Raw genomic sequence first — 19,835 nt, 5'->3', positions numbered from 1 at the left:
GATGCCTGCTTTGGTATCCGTCGTCCAAGGTTCCCCTGGGGAAATCTTGATGTTCGCTTATCTTTTCAGACGCACATTTACGCTTCTTTTTGTCCTCTTGGGACTCGCCGTTCTGATCTTCGTGATCGCGCGGATTGTTCCGGGCGATCCTGCGCGTATCGCGCTGGGGCCTTTGGCGACCGCTGAACAGGTCTCTCAGTTGCAAGAGGAAATGGGCCTCAATGATCCCTATCCGGTGCAGCTGTGGACCTATCTGAGCGGACTGGTCCAAGGCGATCTGGGCAAGTCGCTTCTGACATCGCGTCCGGTGATGGATGACATCATGGGTGCTTTGCCCGCCACGTTCGAACTCGTGCTTTTCACGGTCGTTTTGCAGGTTCTGATTTCGATCCCACTCGGGGTTATCGCCGCCATTTACCGTAATACATGGATTGATAGCGTTCTACGGGTGATTTCCCTTTTGGGTGTGGTCACCCCGGGGTTCGTCCTGGCGATTATTCTGCAACTGATTGCAGCGCACTACCTGGGATTCTTCCCTGTGACGGGACGCCTCGACCCCGGTATCGGTTTTTCCGCAGATGTGACGGGGCTTCTGACCATTGATGGGCTGATTGCTGGACGCTTCGACGTCGTTGTCGACGCGCTGCGGCATTTATTCCTGCCGGCGATTGCTTTGGCTGCTGCTGGCATAGGGCAAGTGATGCGTATCACCCGTACAGCGATGATCGAGGTCGCCTCGCGCGATTTCGTCGAGGCATCGCGGGCTTACGGCATACCAGAACGCGTGGTGACGTTCCGCTACATGCTGCGCGTTGCCTCGGTGGCACCGTTGACCATTCTCGGGCTGGAATTCGCCTCACTTATTGGCAATGCCTTCATTGTCGAGTTCGTCTTCTCCTGGCCTGGCATTGCCAGCTATGGCGTGCGCACGATCCTGCAGAAGGACCTTAATGCAGTGATCGGGGTCGTGCTGGTCTCCGGCGTGTTCTTCGTCGTCGCCAACCTGACCATCGATCTGCTGCTTGGCATCCTCGATCCCCGACACCGTATTCGGGCGGGGCGTGGGGCATGAGCGCGATGAACGATCCCGACGCCCCGGTCCACGGGCTGACTGCGCGCCAGATGGCTCTATATCGCTTCCGTCGCAACCCGTTGGCGGTTGTCGGCACGCTGATCGTGTTCAGCGTTATCCTCGCGGCGGTTTTCGCACCCTGGATCGCCCCGGCGCCGGAAAGTGCGGGGTCCTTTGTCGACTTTCGCAATCGGCACAGCCCACCGAACTGGGATAACCTCATGGGTACCGACAACGTCGGGCGCGACGTGTTCAGCCGGGTCATCTTTGGTTACCGGGTCTCGCTCGGACTGGTCGTGGGTGTTCTGGGGGTTGCGGTGCCGTTCGGCGTCATACTCGGTCTCTGCGCTGGGTATTTCGGTGGCTGGACGGAAACCATCATTATGCGGTTCACCGACATCATGCTGGCCCTGCCGCCGCTTGCTATGGCGCTGGCAATCACCGCGGTTCTGTCGCCAAATCTGATCAATGCGATGATCGCGATCACGCTTCTTTGGTGGACCTGGCACACCCGCTTGATCTACCGGATAGTGAAGGGCCAGATGAACGAAGACTACGTCGAGGCCGCCCGCGTCGCAGGGGCGTCTCACGCCCATATCCTGTTCCGGGAATTGCTCCCCAACTGCTTTTCTGCGGTGGCCGTCAAGATCTCGCTTGACGCGGGTTTTGTCATCCTCTTTGGCGCAGCACTTTCATTTCTCGGGCTGGGTGTGCAACCGCCGACCCCGGACCTTGGCACGATGGTCGCCACCGGGTCCGAATATCTGCCCGAGATGTGGTGGCAGGCGGTGATGCCGGGCCTGGCAATTCTCTACGCGATCCTCGGTTTCAACCTCTTGGGTGACGGGTTGCGCGACATGCTGGATGTCGAATTATGAACCCGCTTCTGGATATCCGCGACCTGTGCATCGGGTTCGACGCCTACGGTCAGCACCGGCGTGTGCTGCACAACGTCGATTTGCATGTGAACGAAGGCGAGCGGGTTTCGCTGATCGGGCAGTCTGGCTCAGGCAAGACCGTGACCATGCGCACGATCATCGGGACCCTGCCGATGCCGCCGGGCAAGGTCGAACAGGGCAGCATTTACTATAACGGTCAATCACTGCTCGATCTGAACAAGCAGGACCGTAATCGGCTGAAGGGCATAGGCATCTCGATTGTCCTGCAGGACCCGATGCTGTCGTTCAACCCGGTGCTGACCATCGGGCGGCAGATGGATGATGTCATCCGCTACGGCGACCTGCGGCTCAGAAATTCGCGTTCCCGGGCGGACCGTCGCACACATATGATTGAGACGCTGAACAAGGTACAGCTCAGGGATGGCGGCCGTGTTCTCGACAGCTATCCGATGATGCTGTCGGGTGGGATGCGCCAGCGTGTGTTGATCGGGATGGCTCTGTTGAACAAGCCGCGCCTGCTGATCGCGGATGAGCCGGGTACCGCGCTCGACGTGACCACACAGGACGAAATCCTCGCGCTGCTCAACCGGCTGGTGGTGGAAGAGGGGCTGTCGCTTCTGCTGATCACCCACAACCTCGGCGTGGTGCGCGAGATGGCTGACCGGGTCTACGTGATGGAGCGCGGCCATATCGTCGAAACCGGCACGCGCGACGAGATTTTTGACGCCCCGCAGCACGCCTACACCCGCGAATTGATGGCCGCAGTGCCGCCGCTTTATGGCGATGGCGTCAAGACCACCGAACATGAGGGTACTCAGCCGATTGTCGATGTTGCATCCGTGTCAAAGGACTTCGAGACGCGTAGCGGTTGGCTCAATCGGGTCACCGGCAGTTTCCGAGCGGTGAACGACGTGTCTCTGACCGTCCAGCAGGGCGACATCTTCGGGATCGCTGGTGAAAGCGGCTCCGGCAAGACGACGCTGGCCAAGATCATCATGGGGCTGACCGCCCCCACCAAGGGCGCGGTGCAGATCGACGGACGATCGCTGGACGGGTTCGCGGGCACGCAGGAATTTCGCAAGCTCATACAGATCGTTTATCAAAATCCGGGCTCGTCGCTGAACCCGCGCCGAACGGTGGGCGATCAATTGGCGGTCCCGCTGAAGTTCACCGGCTTTGACAAGCCGTCAATCAATCGCCGCATTTCAGAACTGCTCGACCTCGTGGAATTGCCGCAGAACTATTCGGCCATGTATCCGCATGAATTGTCCGGCGGGCAAAAGCAGCGGGTTGCCATCGCGCGCGCGCTGTCGGTGAACCCAAAGATCCTTGTGCTGGACGAACCGACCTCGGCGCTTGACGTTCTTGTGCAATCCACGGTGATCGACCTTTTGCATGATCTGCGGCGCGAATTTGATCTGACCTATATCTTCATCAGCCACGACCTCAGCCTCATGCGCAATTTCTGCAACCGCGTCGCTGTCATGTTGCGCGGTGAGGTCGTCGAAACCGGTCCGGTCGCGGAGATTTTCGACACGCCGGGCCATCCTTACACGCGCGCACTACTGTCGGCGATTCCTGTGATCTCCCCTGAAGAAGACGCGCTCAAACCCATTGTCAGCAAGGAGGAGCGGGCCGCTGTGCTTGCCACCTCAACAGAACTGGAGGACACCTAGATGTTTCGAATTGGCGTCGATGTTGGCGGCACGAATACGGATGCTGTCGTGATGCAGGGCGATCAGATTCTGTCCGGTGTGAAATCACCCACGACCGAAGACGTGATGGGGGGCGTGGTCGATGCGGTCGAACGCGCGATAACCGACGCTGGCATCGAAAAGTCAGGTGTCACAGCGGTGATGATTGGCACGACCCACTTCACCAACGCCGTGGTTGAGCGCCGTCATATTGCGCGAACAGCCGCCGTCCGTCTTTGCCTGCCCGCCGCGCAGTGCCTGCCCCCGATGGTAGACTGGCCCGATGACATGTGCGAGGCCGTCGGTGGCCACTTCTGGATGGCAAAAGGTGGCAACGAATTCGATGGCCGCAAGATTTCAGCGCTCGACATGGCCGAGATCGACACCATCGCCGCCGAGATCGGCGAAGCGGGGATCGACACCATCGCCATCACATCCGTGTTTTCGCCGGTCAGCGACGAGATGGAGCGCGCAGCGATGGCGCGCCTTGCCGAGCGCCTGCCAGATGCCAGCTTCACTTTGTCGAGCGAGATCGGACGTCTGGGCATTCTGGAACGCGAGAATGCAGCAATCATGAATGCATCGCTGCGAGCCCTGTCAGAACGGACCGTGGATGCCTTTGGTCGGGCGCTGGAAAAGGTGGGTGTGACCTGCCCCTATTTCATCACGCAGAATGACGGCACGCTGATGAATCGCGATTTCGTACAATCGTACCCCGTGCTGACCTTTGCGTCCGGCCCCACCAACTCTATGCGCGGCGCTGCCTTCCTATCCGGCAAGACCGAGGCCATCGTTGTGGATGTGGGCGGAACAACCACGGACGTCGGCGCTTTGGTTAAAGGCTTCCCGCGCCCGGCCAGCACCACGGTTGATGTGGGCGGGGTCCGCACGAATTTCCGCATGCCCGATGTCTTTGCCATTGGACTGGGCGGCGGTACGATTGTCAGCGCCGAGGGAGAACCTCTGAGCGTTGGCCCGAAATCCGTCGGCTACCGATTGACGCAAGAGGCCCTGATCTTTGGCGGCAAAACCTTGACCACCTCCGATATCGCCGTGGGCCTTGGTCTTGCTGATTTCGGCGACACATCCGCGCTAACCGGCGTGTCACCGGATCACATGCAGGCCGTCAAGGCGCACACCGACAACATGTTGCTCAACGCGGTCGAACGGATGCGTGTGTCGCCTGATCCGATCCCGGTGCTGGCGGTTGGGGGCGGGTCCATCCTTGTGCCGGAACAGGTAGGCGACTTACCGGTTATCAGGCCTGAACATTTTTCTGTCGCGAATGCGGTTGGTGCGGCGATCGGCCAGATTTCAGGCGAGGTGGATCGCATTTTCTCGCTGGAAAGCAAATCACGCGAGGAGGCGCTGAACGACGCCCGCAAGGAGGCGACTGACAAGGCCATCGCCGCCGGTGCCAGACCAGACAGCATCGAGCTTTTGGATCAAGAGGACGTGCCGCTAGCCTATCTTCCCGGCAATGCCACGCGAATCCGCCTCAAAGTCGTCGGTGACATGAATGGCTGAGCGGTTACGAGAAGTCACCAATGCCGATCTCGATGCAATCGAAATCGGAGCGGCCATCCTTGGAACGGGGGGAGGCGGTAACCCTTATATCGGCAAGCTCCGCTGCCGTGAGGAATTGAAAAAGGGGAGACGCATTCCCGTGATCCCGCTAGAGGAACTGCCAGACGACGCGCTGGTCGTATCGCTGGGCGGCATCGGCGCGCCGGTGGTGGGCGTTGAAAAGATCGAGGAAGGCGAGGAGTGCCTGCGCGCCCTGCGCGCAGTCGAACGCGAAGTGGGAAAACCGGTGGATGCGCTGATTTCGGTCGAGATTGGCGGCGCCAACTCGATGGAACCGATGTTGACGGCGGCGCAAGCTGGATTGCCCGTGGTAGACGGCGACGGCATGGGCCGCGCATTTCCCGAGATGCAGATGTGCACTTGGTCGATCTACGGACACCGTGAGGCCCCGGCCGCCATGGCTGACGAAAAGGGATCCATCGTGGTGATCCGTGACACGCCGGACGACATCTGGCTGGAACGTATCGCGCGCGCGGTTGTGGTGACCATGGGGGCTGCGGCGGGCCTTGCGACCCAACCCATGCGCGGCGCATTCGTCAAACGCGCCGCCATTCCGGGAACAATTACGCAGGCGCTCAACCTGGGCCGGGCCGTGCTGAACGCGCATCAGACCAATGCCGACCCGGTTCAGACGGTCATCAATCAGGAGCGTGGCCGGTTGCTAATGACGGCCAAAATTGTCGATCTCGAACGGCACCTCAAAGGGGGCTTTGCGGTGGGCCATCTGGCGCTGGAAGGGTTTGGTGCTTTTGCGGGCGACACCGGGCGGATTGATCTGCAGAACGAGTTTCTGGTCTTTCGGCGCAATGGAAATGTCGAGGTGTGCACGCCCGATCTGGTTGTCGTGCTCGACAGTGACACAGGGCTACCGATCACCACCGAAATGCTGCGCTACGGACAGCGGATCGCCGTGCTGGGCCTTCCGGCCCACCCGCTCATGCGCTCACCCGAAGCACTGGCCGTCGTGGGGCCCGCGGCCTTTGGATATGACGACATCACGTTCACCCCGATGGAGACGTCGTAATGGAAAAGATCAAGACGATCACACGCGCGGACATGGCGGATGTCGCCCTAGGTGGCGCCTTTCTCGGTACCGGAGGCGGTGGAGACCCTTACATTGGCAAGCTGATGGCAGAACAGGCCATTGGCGAAAACGGCCCGGTCCCGGTCATCGGGATCGCTTCGCTTGATGATGACGCTCTTATTGTGCCGGTCGCGATGATGGGGGCGCCAACAGTTATGCTCGAAAAGCTCCCGCGCGGCGACGAGGCAATCTCAGCGCTGCGCTCGCTCGAGGCGGTGCTTGGTCGCAAGGCAGATGCCATTTTTTGCATCGAGGCCGGTGGTTTGAATTCGACCATTCCCATCGCGGTCGCGGCTGCGGCAGGTTTGCCCATCGTGGATGGTGACGGCATGGGGCGTGCCTTTCCTGAACTGCAGATGGTGTCGATGACGATGTTTGATGTCCACGCCTGCCCGATGGCCATGGCAGACGAGAAGGGCAACGCGCTGGTGCTCAACACCGTCGATAATCTGTCGACGGAGAAGTTTGCCCGCGTCATTACCGTTGAAATGGGTGGCGCCGGGCTGATCGCGCTTTACCCGATGACCGGGGCGCAGGCGAAACGCGCAATCCTGCCGGACTCCCTGTCGCTGATCGCCAGCATCGGGCGGATCATCACCGCTGAACAAACCGCCAATCGCAACCCTGCCGACAGGCTGGCCGCCGATCTGGGCGGCATGCGCCTCTTCGAGGGGCGCGTCACAGATGTGGACCGGCGCACCGAAGGTGGCTTTGCCCGCGGTCAGGCGGTGATCGAAGGGCTGGAAGCCTATCAGGGCCGCAGCCTGACACTGAAATTCCAGAACGAGTTCCTGTTGGCGGAGGAAGACGGCACGCCTGCCGCGATTACGCCTGATCTGATTTGCCTTCTCGATCTGGAAACCGGGCAACCGATCACGACAGAACAGATGGCCTATGGCTACCGCGTGATCGTGTTCGGCCTACCCAGCGATCCGAAATGGCGCACGGATCACGGGCTGGAATTGGTTGGGCCAAAATACTTTGGTTACGACATTCCCTACCAACCCATCGAAGACATTAACGCAAAAAACTGACAGAACGGAGGTACCAACAATGCAAACCCTGAGATCGAAAGGCATAAGTGCGGTGGCCGCATCGGCCTTGCTGCTTGGCGCAGGAATGGCTTCGGCTGATAACGTCATCACGGTCAATGCGACCCAGATTTTCGGCACCGTCGATCCGGCAAAGATCAACGATTACACCGAATACATGGCCGGTGTGAACCTCTACGAGGGACTGACCACGCTGGATGGAAGCGGCGCTATTCAGCCGCTTCTGGCCGAAAGCTGGATGGCGTCCGAGGACGGGCTGACATGGACTTTTACGCTGAAAGAAGACGCTACCTTTCAGGATGGCAGCACCATCGAAGCCAAGGACGTCGTGTGGTCAGTCGACCGGTTGCTCAGCATCAATGAGGGCCCCGCCTATCTGTTTGAAGGCATCCTCAGTGTAGGGTCCGTCACTGAGGTTGACGCGCGCACAGTGCAGTTTCAGCTGGAAAAAACCTATGCGCCCTTCCTGACGACAACCCCTATTCTATTCGTCGTGAATGCTGACCTGGCATCGGAGAATGCAACCGACGACGACCCCTGGGCGCAGGACTTTGTCGCCAGCAACTCGGTCGGGGCCGGAGCTTACATGCTCGACAGCTGGGAACGCGGTGCCAGCATGACGATCAAGGCCTATGAAGGGTATCATCTCGGCTGGGATGAACAGAGCATCGACGAAGTACGCTTTGTCATCACCAATGAAGAGGCAACCGTGAAGGCGCTCGCTGCTGCCGGTACACTGTCGATGTCCGCCGACAGCCAGGCGCAGGAAACATTTGACAGTATCGGCGCGCTCGAAGACTACCGGATCGAGGAATACGCGACGGCGGTGAATTTCTACTTCAAGCTCAACAACCACCGGGCCCCCACGGATGATGTAAACATCCGCAAGGCGATCGCCTATGCCACAGATTACGAAACCATTCGCGAGTTGATTCTGCCGGGTGAGCCGCTGTCCGGCCCCATGGCGCCGATCTTTGCCGACGCCTTTGCGGATGACATTCCTATGCCGGAGTTCAACCTCGAAAAGGCGCGCGAACATGTCGAGGCATCCAGCTACGCAGGGCAAGGTCCGATTGATGTGGAAATCATGTATGTTGCTGGCCTTGCTTTCGAAGAAGAGATTGGCCTGCTGATGAAATCGATCCTCGACACCATCGGCTTCAACACCATTCTTCGCCCTGAACCGTGGAACCGGATGACGGAACTTGCGGGCGATGTGGCAACGACGCCTGCGATCAACCAAGTGTTCTATGGCGCCACCTATCCGTCGCCCGACACATTCTTCTTTCCTCAATACCACAGCCGCGCGGCGGGAACCTGGGCGTCTATGGAATGGGTGCTGAGCGACGAGGTTGACGCGATGATCGATGCCGCGCGCGCCACGGCGGACGTTGAAGAGCAAAACGCGATCTACAAGGACCTGCAACGCAAGCTGGTCAAAGATCAGGTGGGGGTCTTCCTGCTGACCCAGCGCAGCCAGCAAGCGTTCCACAACTGCCTGCAGGGCTTCACATGGGTGCCGATGCAGAGTTTTGAGTATAACTTCCACACCATGAAGTGGGTCTGCGAATAACACCATCTCCCCATTCAGGCGCTTCATTCACTGGGCGCCCGAATGGACAACTCCAAACAGACGACGGAAAGAGGCGGGGAGACAGGCTGTACTCTCGATATTAAATGCCGCCGCACGCGTCGCTGGCGCCTTCGGAAGCAGACTTCGACCGATGAATTCCGAAAGGCAGGTTAGTCCTGCGTTGCCGACATCGGGAGATGAAACATTAGAAGTCAATGTCTGCGATGAGTCCTTACCTACCGAGATCATGCGCTGCTCGGAAATCTGCTGTTGAGCATTTGCCCGAATGGTGTTCTCTAGGTGCGCAGAAAGATTATCAGAATTGCGCACAGATACATGGAATGGGTACTTCAGGACTTTGAGGACACCCGGAAGATGGCTAACGCACTTGATCGGCTCGAAATTCCATACACATGGCACAAAGTTGTTCCTTTCGTAGGTGACCTGACACCCGCTCCGATGTTAGTGACCCGAACGCCGTGGTCATGTTCGGTTCCTATACCCTATGGCGATATGCACAGGCCAATGGCCTGAAGCCCGGCGTCTTCAAGGTAAGGCCCTTTGTCCATGAAGCACCGTGGCACCCGTTCCTTCTTAACGGCGCGGATGCGCTTTTCTTAGCATTGCGAGATGTTCCCGAGCACCTTACCGATGATGGGACATAATGGTTCTTGCGTCCAGTAGAAGACAGCAAAGAAGAGCCGGGAAACGTAAAGTCTACTGGTGAAATCATTGATTTGGCTAACAAGGTGCTCGCGCTTGAAGAACACGAAATTCCTAAAGGTTCATTCGTCACGATACTGAATTGATGCTCACCAAACCCGTTCGCATCCTTAGAGAATAGCTACTTTGCTTAAAGAATAGCTACTTTGGGCGATAAGAGATGAGATTGTCAAGTACTCTCTATATAAAGTGGGCGCGCGCGTCGTTTACCGACACGAAATTGATGAGGACGCTTTAGAATTTGCCAAGCGATTGGTGGAGGCCAACCCAAGTTACGCGCCCGCCTATGTTATCGACATCTGTCGCACCGAGGATGGATTGAAGATGCTTGAAACGAATTGCATCAATGCCGCCGGCTTTTATGAAGCCGACCTAGTGAAGCTGGCATCGTCAATCGATGAGCTTACAGTTAGCTAGTGTTAGAAGCTGACATTCACGCAAGCGCAGCGAAAAGGCGCTTTCTCCCGCCCACCAGCATTTAGCTTGGCGTTAACACTGGTTTCAGCGAGATGTCCAAATGAATGTTTGGAAAGCCTGCATCTATCCAGATCCGCAAATACCTAACATACGGCAAGGATACGTGCGTCCTGATAGCGAAGCCGAAGCGCAGGCTTTGGTTGGCATGGACCACGCCCACTTGTTCCCGCAGCAATGCATGTGGCCTTGAAGCCCAGATAAGCGGGTTTGCTGGAGTAACTAGGCGGTGGAGTTGTGCTGCTTCTGCCTATGATCGCTAAAGTCCGCACCGAACCCATAGCGAAGTGTCCAAATCTTGCTGCACGCACTCGCTGAAGAATTCTTGTTGCACTACGGTAACAAATTTATTTGCAACGCGGCGGAAATGGCGGCCATTCGGGCTGTGTGCTTCATTCAATCGAAGCAAGCGCGATCTCCCAAAGATGCTGAAATGGGGTGTTACGGATCGATCCGACTAGATCCCACGTTCCAACAAAGCTCCCTTGTGAACGCACGAAGACCTCACGCCAGCCAACTTCACGAGACACTTCACGCTCAGATGAAAACGAAATCGCACAAGTTCAGTTGGAAAATGAAAGAGATCATTTTCGTTGCATCATTTGCAGCTCTGACCATAACCGGCTGTACCGTGCACCCAACATTCTCACCTAGTCAGGAAGAGTCAGTCGTACACTCTTGCATGCAAGAAATCCAGGCCCCTGGAGCTTACTCAATTTCACCCGTCCAGGCCACTTCTAGCAATAATCCCGAAGATGCGCTCCCACGCGCACGGCCAGTCGAGAAGCTTGGTGGAACGGCTCACGGTGCAGCGGCTATCAACTCTTGCATCAAGCGTCTTGCCGGACTCTGAACCGTTCGTCAGCTGAATATCGGACTGGAAAGGCAGATCTGTACGCGCTGCTGCCCCAAAACTCATGTATGAAATCTTTGAAGGCAGTTTCTGCTTGCTGGCAACCAATTCTTGCAAGGCCATTCGTGACAGACGACGCAGGAATCTCAGGCACATCTCTTTCAATCCTCGCCAAGCGTACGTGACATTCACACCATGACTGAGTTGGGGCTCACGGGTGTTTCTTTTCGGCCCACATGAATTTCTGCGAACTTGTGAGTTTCGCCTGTATACATATGGTTAGGTGGTCGAAAGTGTAGTAATTTTTCTCATATTGTCAGCTAGTTACGTTTCTTTCGATTGGAGAGAGTCAAAAATTGCACTCTTATGCGTTACTGACACCAATTGCCAAACGACACGTGATTTTTCCTTGCGACAGGCTTTTCCTCTTTTGAGCCAATCTTGCGTCTACCTAAGTGACTAGCCATTAATGGGACGCTGCCACCGACGAAGGTAACCAACCGTGCAGCCATTCCCGCTGACCTGGTTCACGGCTTTTGGCGGCCTTTTGCTCAGAGCACAGCTCATTTCCAAGCGACCTGTGCTTAACATTGCCCACAATCTACTGTCGCTGAGATTGCCATATAAAGGAACTCAAAGTGGCTAGCTCAATCATTCAAAGTGAACTGACGATAAAGGGTAACATCAAGTCAAATGAAGGAAGCGTGGAAATAAAAGGCAACGTTTTAGGGGACGTAACTGCCACCGCAGTTGTTATCAACTCAGGTGGAGCAATCGAGGGCGCGGTGTCTGCGAAGACTATCGTTATCGAAGGTAAACACAAAGGCAGCCTGAATTGCGATGATGTCACGTTTGCATCGACATCCAGCGTTCAGGCCGATGTAAAAGCCGAGACGATGACCACCGAGAGTGGCGCGAAGGTCTTGGGAAAAGTCGAAATTACCGGCACAGGCTAGATCCCGTCGGCGGCCAAGGGTACGCCATCGCTGGCAGCATGGTTGACGCGCTGGAGCTGACGGGCCGTCTGGACGCTCTTGCTATCCCCCGGGTGCATAAGATGCCGCTGGATGCGCCGCGTGACGCATCGTTCTGGAATTGAGTTGCGAACTGTCCTTTGTTTGATGACGGTAAAGTGCAGATGCCCAAGTGCGTCGCGACTAACGGACCCATACTGGAAAACCACACCATAGCTTTTATCCGATGCAGATAGGATCAGCCTGAAACAGGCCTCGCATGCTCCATATCGGACAAAAATGGTGATATTTCGGACAAATTCGCCACCGACAATCGACACAGCGCCCGAGATGGCACTTCTATGTAGCTGCGCTAAGCACCATAGATACGGCTTCGGTCATCCAATTTTGGGATAAAATCATGTACAAATCCGCCCTAGCAACGGCAACCGCAATATTCATTGCGTCGTCTGCCAATGCCACTACTTACAACGTCGACTTTACCGCTGGTGACATTTCTGTCGGCGGCTTCATCACAACCGACGGCACGCTGGGAGCGGTCGATGGCGTTGATGAGTTCCTGGATTTTAGCTTGAACGTATCGGTTCCGGGCTTTGATTTCACGTTTGTCGGTCCGAATTACGACTTTGTGCGCGGGACGGGTTCGCCGTGGATTCTGACGGAGGACAAACTGGTCTTCGATTTTTCTGCGAGCGCGCCAGGCTTCATTGGCGGCTTTAGAAATGATGATGATACAGAAGCGATCTATTTCTGTATTGATGGTCTTTGCAGCTTCGACACGGGGGTCTTGACCGGGATTTTGGTGAATGTGCCAGCGACGACCCTATCTGAGTTTGAACAGAGTGGCTCGTTCGTCGTAGCCAGCGTGCCTGAAGTGCCACTGCCCGCGACGCTCCCGTTTCTGATTGGTGGACTGGGTGGCCTTGTGCTTGTGCGAAGACACGCCAGGGTCTGAGCGGCCTCAGAACCTTTAGGAGTTCTTTTAAATTCAACCGGTTGCATTGCGCGTGTCGTTAAGCCGATGTGCGGGCGAATGTGTTAGCAACCTCGATTTGACCTCGCAACTACCAGCAGCGGTAACGCAGGAAACGACCTCATGTCGAACCACGCAAAACACGTGCCGTCTGGATTGGTCTGCTCGCAGCATATAATTTTGTAAACTTGGCCACCGCTTCGGATAAGCGCTGCGCGGAGCGCCTCGAACTCGACACTCCACGCGCGTCTAAGAGGCGTCTTAGTGCCCGTATGGCTCCCGTCCCCGCTCACCCTCCACAATCTTGCTAAACTCTGTCTGCGCGTTCGAGGCGACGCTTGAGCATATGGTGAACTGGCGGGGGTATGGCGTGCCAAATATTGAAGCAGACGCACCTGATACAGGCGAAAGATCGATCACATAAACGAGCCTGAGTCTCCAAAACCCGACCACCCCAATGCGCAATATCTTCTGACGTTGGAGAACAAGTTCTGGGAACGCGGAAAATGCGGTATACGGGACCATCAAAGTCAGACATGCCTTTGGACACTGACTTGGAGGTCAAGATAATCAAGCACGACTCAAAAAATGCCCGGGCACGGCACTTCTTTTTCCTTCTGCTCTTCGCCGCGACAACCATATCGGCTGGAGCAAGGGCAGCAGCCGAGGAGGTTTCTGTTTGGGTTTATCACAACTTTCCGCCCTACATTGTGAACGCAACCGAAAAGGAAGGCATTAGCTATGATTTGGTCCGGTTGCTAACCGAAATGTCGGACGGACGTTTTCAGTTCAATGTAGAAGTACTCCCGAGGCCAAGGCTGGAAAAACGCTTCATGTCCGGAGACCCGGGAATTGTGCTGTGGGTGAACCATGTTTGGTTCGGAGACCCGGACAGAACCAGATTTCTTTGGACCAATCCCATTCTGGCGGACAAAAATGTTATCGTCTCACCAAAGGGGGCGTCATTCCAGTATGAAGGGCCGCAATCGCTTCACGGCATGACCCTGATTGGGGTCAGAGGCCATAGCTATACGGAAGTCGACGGATTGGTGGAAGAGGGCCTTGTCGACAGAATTGACTTGAATGCTGAAGGCCAGTTGATGCGTTTCGTCGCCAGCGGTCGGGGTCAGGTCGCAATTATCGCCAACTCAGCGGCACGCTACTTTGTCAGAGAGCTAGATTTGAGTGATGCGATTCACTTTTCAAAAAAGCCTCACTCCACCTATCAACGATACATTATGGTCCAACCGCATTTAGAGTCCCTGCATGAATTCCTCCAAGAGGCCATATTGCAATTGAAGCGTTCTGAAGAATGGGCCGAAAGTGTACAGAAATACGGTTTGAATGCGGCTCCGCTTCGATGATAGACCGCGCTTCTTTTGGACTCTAGACACGGTGGCACAGGCGACAAATGGAACAGACCATATTGGCCCCATTTGAACCATCACGCAATTAAACCAAACCAGAAGCAGCTTTCAATTTTAACGCAAGTCCGACTTGAACAGATAGCTTAGGTGCTCTTGTCAAAACCGCCTGGAGCAGTTCGGACTTTGTTAGAGGCACATAAAAACTTTCATGATAAAGGCGGAGCCACCCTTGATCACTTCAGCATTACGCTACTCATCAGTCTACGGAGGTTGGAGCTTGTTGGCCTGAGGTGACTTTTCGTACCTCACTCAATTTTTTAGTCTTCAGGGAATGATAATGCGATCATTTTTACCATCAGTCAGCCCCATGGCATCCAGCTCTGCGATTACGCCCATAAGCTCGCGGCTTTCCACGGGTTGCGACAGATAATACCCTTGAACCTGATCACAATCATGTTTGCAAAGCCAATCGAGTTGGTCACTTGTTTCAACGCCTTCGGCGACGATCGTCGCACCAATCTGTTTCGTCAATGTGAGGATGAGGCTGATAATAGGCCCTGACGTTGGAAGCTGGGCGATAAACGACTGATCGATCTTGAGGCAATTCAATGGAAAGCGCGAAATATAGGAAAGATTGGAATAGCCTGTACCGAAATCGTCAATTGCAATTCGATATCCCATTTGTGAGATGGCTTGCAGTTTCTCCGCGATGAGATCGTGATCACCAATCAATACGTTTTCGGTGATTTCCAATTCGATTTTTCCCCTCGGAAAATCCGAGCGCTCGGCAAATGATGCCAGAGATTGCAGCAGTCTTTTGTCGTCGAATTGGCGCGGTGAAATATTGATTGAAAGCTCGATATCACAACCGTTCTGATGCCATGAAATAGCTTCGGCGCAGGCCATCTCCAAGATCATCTGTCCAAGATCCTCGATCATCCCTGTCTCTTCACAAATCGGGATGAAGTCTGCTGGCATAATCAAGCCACGATCCGGATTTTGCCATCGGACAAGCGCTTCGACTGACACGACCTTGCTGCTTTTCAGACTGAAACGCGGCTGATAGTGCAACATGAATTCGCGATTTTCGATGGCCCGCTTCAGCTCAATTTCGACCATATCGCGTGCTTTTGCTTCAGCGCCCATTTCGTCACTGAAGAAAGTCGCGCGATTACGCCCGGTTTGCTTGGATGCATAAAGCGCGATGTCCGCCTCGCGCATGATAGCCGTATAATTGGCGGACGACGGCACGAAGAGCGCGACCCCCATGCTCACCGTTGCGCTCACCCGGGTGGCATCGTGACAAATCGGCTTGGAGATGGCGGCGCGCAGGTCTTCAAGTTTTGCGGCAAGCTCCAGTTCGGAAGGGATATCCTCAAGAACGATGACGAATTCGTCGCCACCCAATCGCACGAACGTGTCCGTTCTCCGAATTGTTGCGAAAACCCGTTCAGAAATCTCCTTGAGAACAACGTCTCCCATCTCATGGCCAAGGCGGTCGTTGATCTGCTTGAAGCGGTCGATGTCAAAGCACAAAAGTGCGCAGCGCTCGGTTTGATATTCCGCAAGCGTCGCCATGTGTTGCTGCAGATAGGATCGATTGTAGCACCCCGTGAGCTGATCACGGTCCGCGAGATACCGCGCTTTGTCACGCGCGATTTTGAGTTCGCTCACATCAATGGCCGTCAGCAGGATTGCCGGATTACCGGTCACCGCATCCGAGCATCGTTTGACGGTCAGATCGTGCCAACGCGGGCCTATCCCGGTGTTGACCTTTGAGACCATGCGATGCTCGCCCGATGTCTCCAATTCGCCAACCATCTTGTCATAGTCGGATGGATCAACAAACTTCTCCGCGATACTTTGCTGCGCGTGTGTCGCTGTATTGCGGGCGGCCGGGTTCATATAAATGGGTGGCCCACTCGCGTCATGCAGGGCGATCATGACATCGGTGTGCAGCAAGGCTTCCGCGCTGCGCAGATTGTCTGGTTCATCTTCCGCACCGCCGACGACCTCGCATTGCATGGCCATCCGGCCATCAGCAAGGCGATAGCCACGATAGATGACCATGACGCTTGTAGGTGTGCCGTTCGGATAAAGCGTCCACATCTCGCTAAAGCTTGCGTCGCGCTCAATGAAATCGATCTGGTATTGCTTCAAACGCTTGGCAACGGTCGGCGACATGTCTTTGGACAGGTCGCGGCTGCGCAAGTCTTCTTCACTTTTTGCCTGCCACAATGTGCATGCCGATGCGTTGGCAAAAAGAATGCACGAATTGTCCACATCGTAGATCCAGACAGCGGCTTTCAACCGCTGTGCTGCGATCAACACCTCGTCGGACGTATCTGTCGGTGTTGCCGCCAGACGTGGCGACGACACCGCAGCGCCATGATCTATTTTTTCGTTGCGCATTGAACCATTGCTCCAGCAACGATGTCTTAGGCAGCCTTGCTTTCGGCCTGTCCCAATTCAGCGAGCGGACGAAATCCTTTTGTCTGGGCAACAGAATTCACCCAATGCGCAATCGCCGGATAGTCAGCCATGTTAAGCCCCGCTTCTTCAAGGACATGCACGTATCCAAAGGTGGCAATGTCCGCGATTGAATAGCCGGTATCCAACATGAATTCACGGTTCTCCAGATGCGCATCCAACCGCGACAGTCCAATATCGGCCGAGGCTTGCCAGGTTTTGATGTCGGCAGCTCGCGCTTCCCGCTGGTCTGGCAAAATGGTTGTGAAAAACCGTGCCGGGGAAATGAAGGGCTCAAGCTTGGATTGTTCAAAATACATCCACTGAAGCGCCTCGGCGCGCGCCTCACGGGTTGTGGGCATCAGGTAGCTCCCTTCGGCAAGATACCAAAGCATCGCATTGCTTTCACCGATGCCCTGTCCGGTATCCGTTTGCAGATGCGGAACCACGCCAAGCGGATTGATCGCGAGATATTCCGGTGATTTCTGCTCGCCTTTCAAAACATCGATCAGCACCACCTCAAAAGGGTGGCCAAGTTGATGCATGGCAAGCCATGGCTTGAAGCAATTACCGGACCCCAGACACGCATAAAGTTTTGTCACGAGACTTCCCTTCTCTTTTAACTTTTCCCCTCTGGTTAAGAAATCGCCGTTAACGCGGTCTGAATTTCTGGCCCAAACCAATTTCGAATACGTACTAAATTGGCGCGGTCTTGGGTCAGCCTGACCGTAACAATCTACCGCCGAGCAGAAATGCAACCTGGAGCTGTACTGAGCAAGGCCATACGCGTAATCCGACCCTGATTTTCTTAACGCACCCCCGAAAAATTCGTTAACGCAGCCCGTTTGATGAAACTTTCGGCATTGATGATGACCGTTAACCAAATTTTAAGTGTCTAAAAATATTTTTCTCTTGGTTAACAAATAGTTAATCGGTTATGCGAGTTGCCAGTTAGTGAGTTTAATTCGAACAAAACAGTGAGATTCGATGTTAAGTTATCCAGAAACCATCCTGTCACCCGCATCTTTCGACCAGCCTATTTCGGAACAGATTTGGCGCTCCAAATACCAGTACATCACTGGCGGCAAAGAGCGGGATATCACCGTCAACGATACGTGGCTGCGCGTCGCGAACAGCCTTGCTCAACCTGAAAAACCCAGCGACCGGCAAAACGTGTCGCTGGCCTTCTATCAGGCTATGGAGGGTTTCAAATTGCTGCCCGCCGGTCGCATTCTCGCAGGCAGCGGAACACATCGAAATGTCACCCTGGCCAATACCTTCGTGATGCGCGCGATACCCGATTCGGTTGAAGGCATCATGGATACGGTAAAGGACGCAGCCCTGACCATGCAGATGGGCGGCGGGATCGGGTTTGATTTTTCCACCCTGCGCCCGAAGGGCACGCTGGTCAGCGGTCTTGATTGTCCGGCGGCGGGTCCGCTGGCGGCGATGGATATCTGCAACACGGTCTGCGGGATGCTGGTCACCGGCATGGGGCGCGGCGCAATGATGGCAACCATCCGCGTCGACCACCCGGATATCGAAGCTTTCATCACCGCAAAAGCCAATCCCCTGCGACTGCGGAATTTCAACACATCCGTGATGATCACGGACAGTTTCATGGCCGCGGTTGAAGAAAATGCCGACTGGGATTTGATCTGGGACGGCAAGCCGGTCCGCAGCGTCAAGGCGCGCGATATCTGGGAAAAGATCATGTCGCGCACCTATAGCGCGGCGGAACCCGGGGTGCTGTTCATTGATCGGATCAACGCCGCGAACCCCTTGGGGTATCTGGAACATCTCTCATCCACTAACTCTTGTGCGGAACAACCATTGCCCCCCAACGGCACCTGCCCTCTGGCGTCGATCAATCTGGCGCGACTGGTGTCCGATCCGTTCAGTTCAAAAGCCACGTTTGATCTGGAAGAATTGCGCCGGTTGGTCACGGTCGCCGTGCGCATGCTGGACAACGTCATCGATGTGTCGCGATTTGCCGTCGAGGCGCAGCGGCGCGAAGCTCAGGCCAAACGGCGCATCGGCGTTGGCGTCACCGGCGTTGCCGATGCGCTGATCATGATGGGTGTGCGCTACGGCACCCCTTCGGCTGTGCGGCAGGTCGGGTCCTGGTTGCAGGCCATCCAGAACGCCGCATATCTTGCCTCTGCAGAGCTCGCAGCGGTGCGTGGCGCCTTCCCGCTCTATGACGCAGAGCAACACCTGCAGCGGGCCGGCATCCAGGCGCTTGATCCACATGTCCGTGATGCCATTGCAAAGCACGGCCTGCGCAATGGCGTGTTGACCACCATCGCCCCGACAGGGACGACGTCAATGTATGGCGGCAACGTATCCTCCGGGATCGAGCCGGTTTTTGCGACGTCTTACACCCGCAAAATCACCCGCCCGGATGGCAGCAAAAGCGAAGAGCTGATCCAGGACTACGCGGTCTGGCTCTACTACCGGATGTTCGGGAAATCCGCGCCGCTGACCGATGCATTTGTGACCGCGCAGGACCTGCGCCCGGCCGATCACATCCGCATGCAAGCCGTGGCACAGCGCTGGGTGGATAGCGGCATATCCAAGACCGTGAATTGTCCGGAAGACATTCCGTTCGCGGTCTTCGAAGACGTCTACAGACAGGCCTTCGATTCCGGCTGCAAGGGGTGTACGACTTATCGACCAAACCCCGTTACAGGATCGATTCTATCCGCATGAAACTGATGACAAATCTGGCGCGGGTCTTTCGAAGAAATGACCCCGGACCCCCCGCGCCTGACCCCTCACAACCGGGCGGCCTTGCACCGTCACCTGACGCAAATTGGGTGCCAACCCACAGGCACCGCAAGGGCGGGCTCTACCGGGTCGTCGGACACGGGATATTGGAAGCGGATCGCACGCAAGCGGTCATCTATGATGATGCTGAAGGCACCGTCTGGATTCGTTCCGCCGCAGAATTCACTGAAGGGCGTTTTGAAAGCCTGGGACCAGAAACCGATACGGCACCCTGAGCGCGGGGTAGGCATCTTCACCGCGCGATCCATGCG

At 55.9% G+C, this 19,835-nt stretch carries 16 protein-coding genes; 13 read left to right on the top strand and 3 right to left on the bottom strand.

Going from position 1 to position 19,835, the window contains the following annotated elements; genetic code table 11:
• Position 1 precedes the first annotated feature (1 nt).
• The 8 genes from Q1A63_RS02925 (at position 2) to Q1A63_RS02890 (ending at position 10,101) form a co-directional block, all read left to right on the top strand.
• On the top strand, positions 2-1,072 hold the full coding sequence (locus tag Q1A63_RS02925; protein WP_298969131.1) for an ABC transporter permease: 1,071 nt from the start codon (positions 2-4) through the stop codon (positions 1,070-1,072).
• The gene (locus Q1A63_RS02920; RefSeq protein ID WP_298969130.1) at positions 1,069-1,950 is read left to right on the top strand and encodes an ABC transporter permease; all 882 of its coding nucleotides are present in this window, start codon (positions 1,069-1,071) and stop codon (positions 1,948-1,950) included. Before Q1A63_RS02925 ends, Q1A63_RS02920 begins: the two co-directional genes overlap by 4 nt.
• Positions 1,947-3,647: an ABC transporter ATP-binding protein gene (locus Q1A63_RS02915; RefSeq protein WP_298969129.1), complete on the top strand. Its 1,701-nt coding sequence runs from the start codon at positions 1,947-1,949 to the stop codon at positions 3,645-3,647. The genes Q1A63_RS02920 and Q1A63_RS02915 overlap by 4 nt, the downstream gene beginning before the upstream one ends.
• On the top strand, positions 3,648-5,192 hold the full coding sequence (locus Q1A63_RS02910; protein ID WP_298969127.1) for a hydantoinase/oxoprolinase family protein: 1,545 nt from the start codon (positions 3,648-3,650) through the stop codon (positions 5,190-5,192).
• Positions 5,185-6,276, top strand: a complete 1,092-nt coding sequence (locus Q1A63_RS02905; protein ID WP_298969126.1) for a DUF917 domain-containing protein — start codon at positions 5,185-5,187, stop codon at positions 6,274-6,276. Before Q1A63_RS02910 ends, Q1A63_RS02905 begins: the two co-directional genes overlap by 8 nt.
• The gene (locus Q1A63_RS02900; protein ID WP_298969124.1) at positions 6,276-7,370 is read left to right on the top strand and encodes a DUF917 domain-containing protein; all 1,095 of its coding nucleotides are present in this window, start codon (positions 6,276-6,278) and stop codon (positions 7,368-7,370) included. Before Q1A63_RS02905 ends, Q1A63_RS02900 begins: the two co-directional genes overlap by 1 nt.
• 19 nt (positions 7,371-7,389) lie before the next feature.
• On the top strand, positions 7,390-8,961 hold the full coding sequence (locus Q1A63_RS02895; protein ID WP_298969123.1) for an ABC transporter substrate-binding protein: 1,572 nt from the start codon (positions 7,390-7,392) through the stop codon (positions 8,959-8,961).
• 876 nt (positions 8,962-9,837) lie between these two features.
• Positions 9,838-10,101: an ATP-grasp domain-containing protein gene (locus tag Q1A63_RS02890; RefSeq protein ID WP_298969577.1), complete on the top strand. Its 264-nt coding sequence runs from the start codon at positions 9,838-9,840 to the stop codon at positions 10,099-10,101.
• A 775-nt stretch (positions 10,102-10,876) separates the two neighbouring features.
• On the opposite strand, the gene Q1A63_RS02885 is transcribed toward Q1A63_RS02890, so the two are convergent.
• Entirely contained in the window at positions 10,877-11,134 is a 258-nt protein-coding gene (locus Q1A63_RS02885) for a hypothetical protein (RefSeq protein ID WP_298969122.1), read from the bottom strand.
• Between the two features lie 515 nt (positions 11,135-11,649).
• Here Q1A63_RS02885 and Q1A63_RS02880 point away from each other — a divergent pair.
• The 3 genes from Q1A63_RS02880 (at position 11,650) to Q1A63_RS02870 (ending at position 14,322) form a co-directional block, all read left to right on the top strand.
• Entirely contained in the window at positions 11,650-11,967 is a 318-nt protein-coding gene (locus Q1A63_RS02880) for a polymer-forming cytoskeletal protein (protein WP_298969120.1), read from the top strand.
• A 418-nt stretch (positions 11,968-12,385) separates the two neighbouring features.
• Positions 12,386-12,940, top strand: coding sequence for a VPLPA-CTERM sorting domain-containing protein (locus Q1A63_RS02875; protein ID WP_298969118.1), 555 nt, complete (start codon positions 12,386-12,388; stop codon positions 12,938-12,940).
• Positions 12,941-13,494: 554 nt separating this feature from the next.
• On the top strand, positions 13,495-14,322 hold the full coding sequence (locus Q1A63_RS02870) for a transporter substrate-binding domain-containing protein (protein ID WP_299630592.1): 828 nt from the start codon (positions 13,495-13,497) through the stop codon (positions 14,320-14,322).
• A 327-nt stretch (positions 14,323-14,649) separates the two neighbouring features.
• On the opposite strand, the gene Q1A63_RS02865 is transcribed toward Q1A63_RS02870, so the two are convergent.
• Together Q1A63_RS02865 and Q1A63_RS02860 are read right to left on the bottom strand one after the other, a co-directional pair.
• Positions 14,650-16,737, bottom strand: coding sequence for a bifunctional diguanylate cyclase/phosphodiesterase (locus Q1A63_RS02865; protein ID WP_298969115.1), 2,088 nt, complete (start codon positions 16,735-16,737; stop codon positions 14,650-14,652).
• Positions 16,738-16,763: 26 nt separating this feature from the next.
• Complete coding sequence (locus tag Q1A63_RS02860) at positions 16,764-17,552, bottom strand: glutathione S-transferase family protein (RefSeq protein WP_299630590.1); 789 nt, start codon at positions 17,550-17,552, stop codon at positions 16,764-16,766.
• Between the two features lie 229 nt (positions 17,553-17,781).
• Between Q1A63_RS02860 and Q1A63_RS02855 the strand changes: the two genes are divergently transcribed.
• On the top strand, positions 17,782-19,506 hold the full coding sequence (locus tag Q1A63_RS02855) for an adenosylcobalamin-dependent ribonucleoside-diphosphate reductase (protein WP_298969111.1): 1,725 nt from the start codon (positions 17,782-17,784) through the stop codon (positions 19,504-19,506).
• The gene (locus Q1A63_RS02850) at positions 19,503-19,799 is read left to right on the top strand and encodes a DUF1653 domain-containing protein (protein ID WP_298969109.1); all 297 of its coding nucleotides are present in this window, start codon (positions 19,503-19,505) and stop codon (positions 19,797-19,799) included. The genes Q1A63_RS02855 and Q1A63_RS02850 overlap by 4 nt, the downstream gene beginning before the upstream one ends.
• Positions 19,800-19,835 lie beyond the last annotated feature (36 nt).

The sequence above is a fragment of the uncultured Roseobacter sp. genome (assembly GCF_947499265.1).
In the GTDB taxonomy this organism is placed as follows: domain Bacteria; phylum Pseudomonadota; class Alphaproteobacteria; order Rhodobacterales; family Rhodobacteraceae; genus Roseobacter.
This window is presented reverse-complemented; position numbering and strand designations above follow the sequence as displayed.

Excerpts from the sequence above, each read along its gene's own strand:
- Q1A63_RS02925 (WP_298969131.1), top strand. The coding sequence starts at position 2 with ATGCCTGCTTTGGTATCCGTCGTCCAAGGTTCCCCTGGGGAAATCTTG.
- Q1A63_RS02920 (WP_298969130.1), top strand. The coding sequence starts at position 1,069 with ATGAGCGCGATGAACGATCCCGACGCCCCGGTCCACGGGCTGACTGCG.
- Q1A63_RS02915 (WP_298969129.1), top strand. The coding sequence starts at position 1,947 with ATGAACCCGCTTCTGGATATCCGCGACCTGTGCATCGGGTTCGACGCC.
- Q1A63_RS02910 (WP_298969127.1), top strand. The coding sequence starts at position 3,648 with ATGTTTCGAATTGGCGTCGATGTTGGCGGCACGAATACGGATGCTGTC.
- Q1A63_RS02905 (WP_298969126.1), top strand. The coding sequence starts at position 5,185 with ATGGCTGAGCGGTTACGAGAAGTCACCAATGCCGATCTCGATGCAATC.
- Q1A63_RS02900 (WP_298969124.1), top strand. The coding sequence starts at position 6,276 with ATGGAAAAGATCAAGACGATCACACGCGCGGACATGGCGGATGTCGCC.
- Q1A63_RS02895 (WP_298969123.1), top strand. The coding sequence starts at position 7,390 with ATGCAAACCCTGAGATCGAAAGGCATAAGTGCGGTGGCCGCATCGGCC.
- Q1A63_RS02885 (WP_298969122.1), bottom strand. The coding sequence starts at position 11,134 with ATGGCCTTGCAAGAATTGGTTGCCAGCAAGCAGAAACTGCCTTCAAAG.
- Q1A63_RS02875 (WP_298969118.1), top strand. The coding sequence starts at position 12,386 with ATGTACAAATCCGCCCTAGCAACGGCAACCGCAATATTCATTGCGTCG.
- Q1A63_RS02870 (WP_299630592.1), top strand. The coding sequence starts at position 13,495 with ATGCCTTTGGACACTGACTTGGAGGTCAAGATAATCAAGCACGACTCA.
- Q1A63_RS02865 (WP_298969115.1), bottom strand. The coding sequence starts at position 16,737 with ATGCGCAACGAAAAAATAGATCATGGCGCTGCGGTGTCGTCGCCACGT.
- Q1A63_RS02855 (WP_298969111.1), top strand. The coding sequence starts at position 17,782 with ATGTTAAGTTATCCAGAAACCATCCTGTCACCCGCATCTTTCGACCAG.
- Q1A63_RS02850 (WP_298969109.1), top strand. The coding sequence starts at position 19,503 with ATGAAACTGATGACAAATCTGGCGCGGGTCTTTCGAAGAAATGACCCC.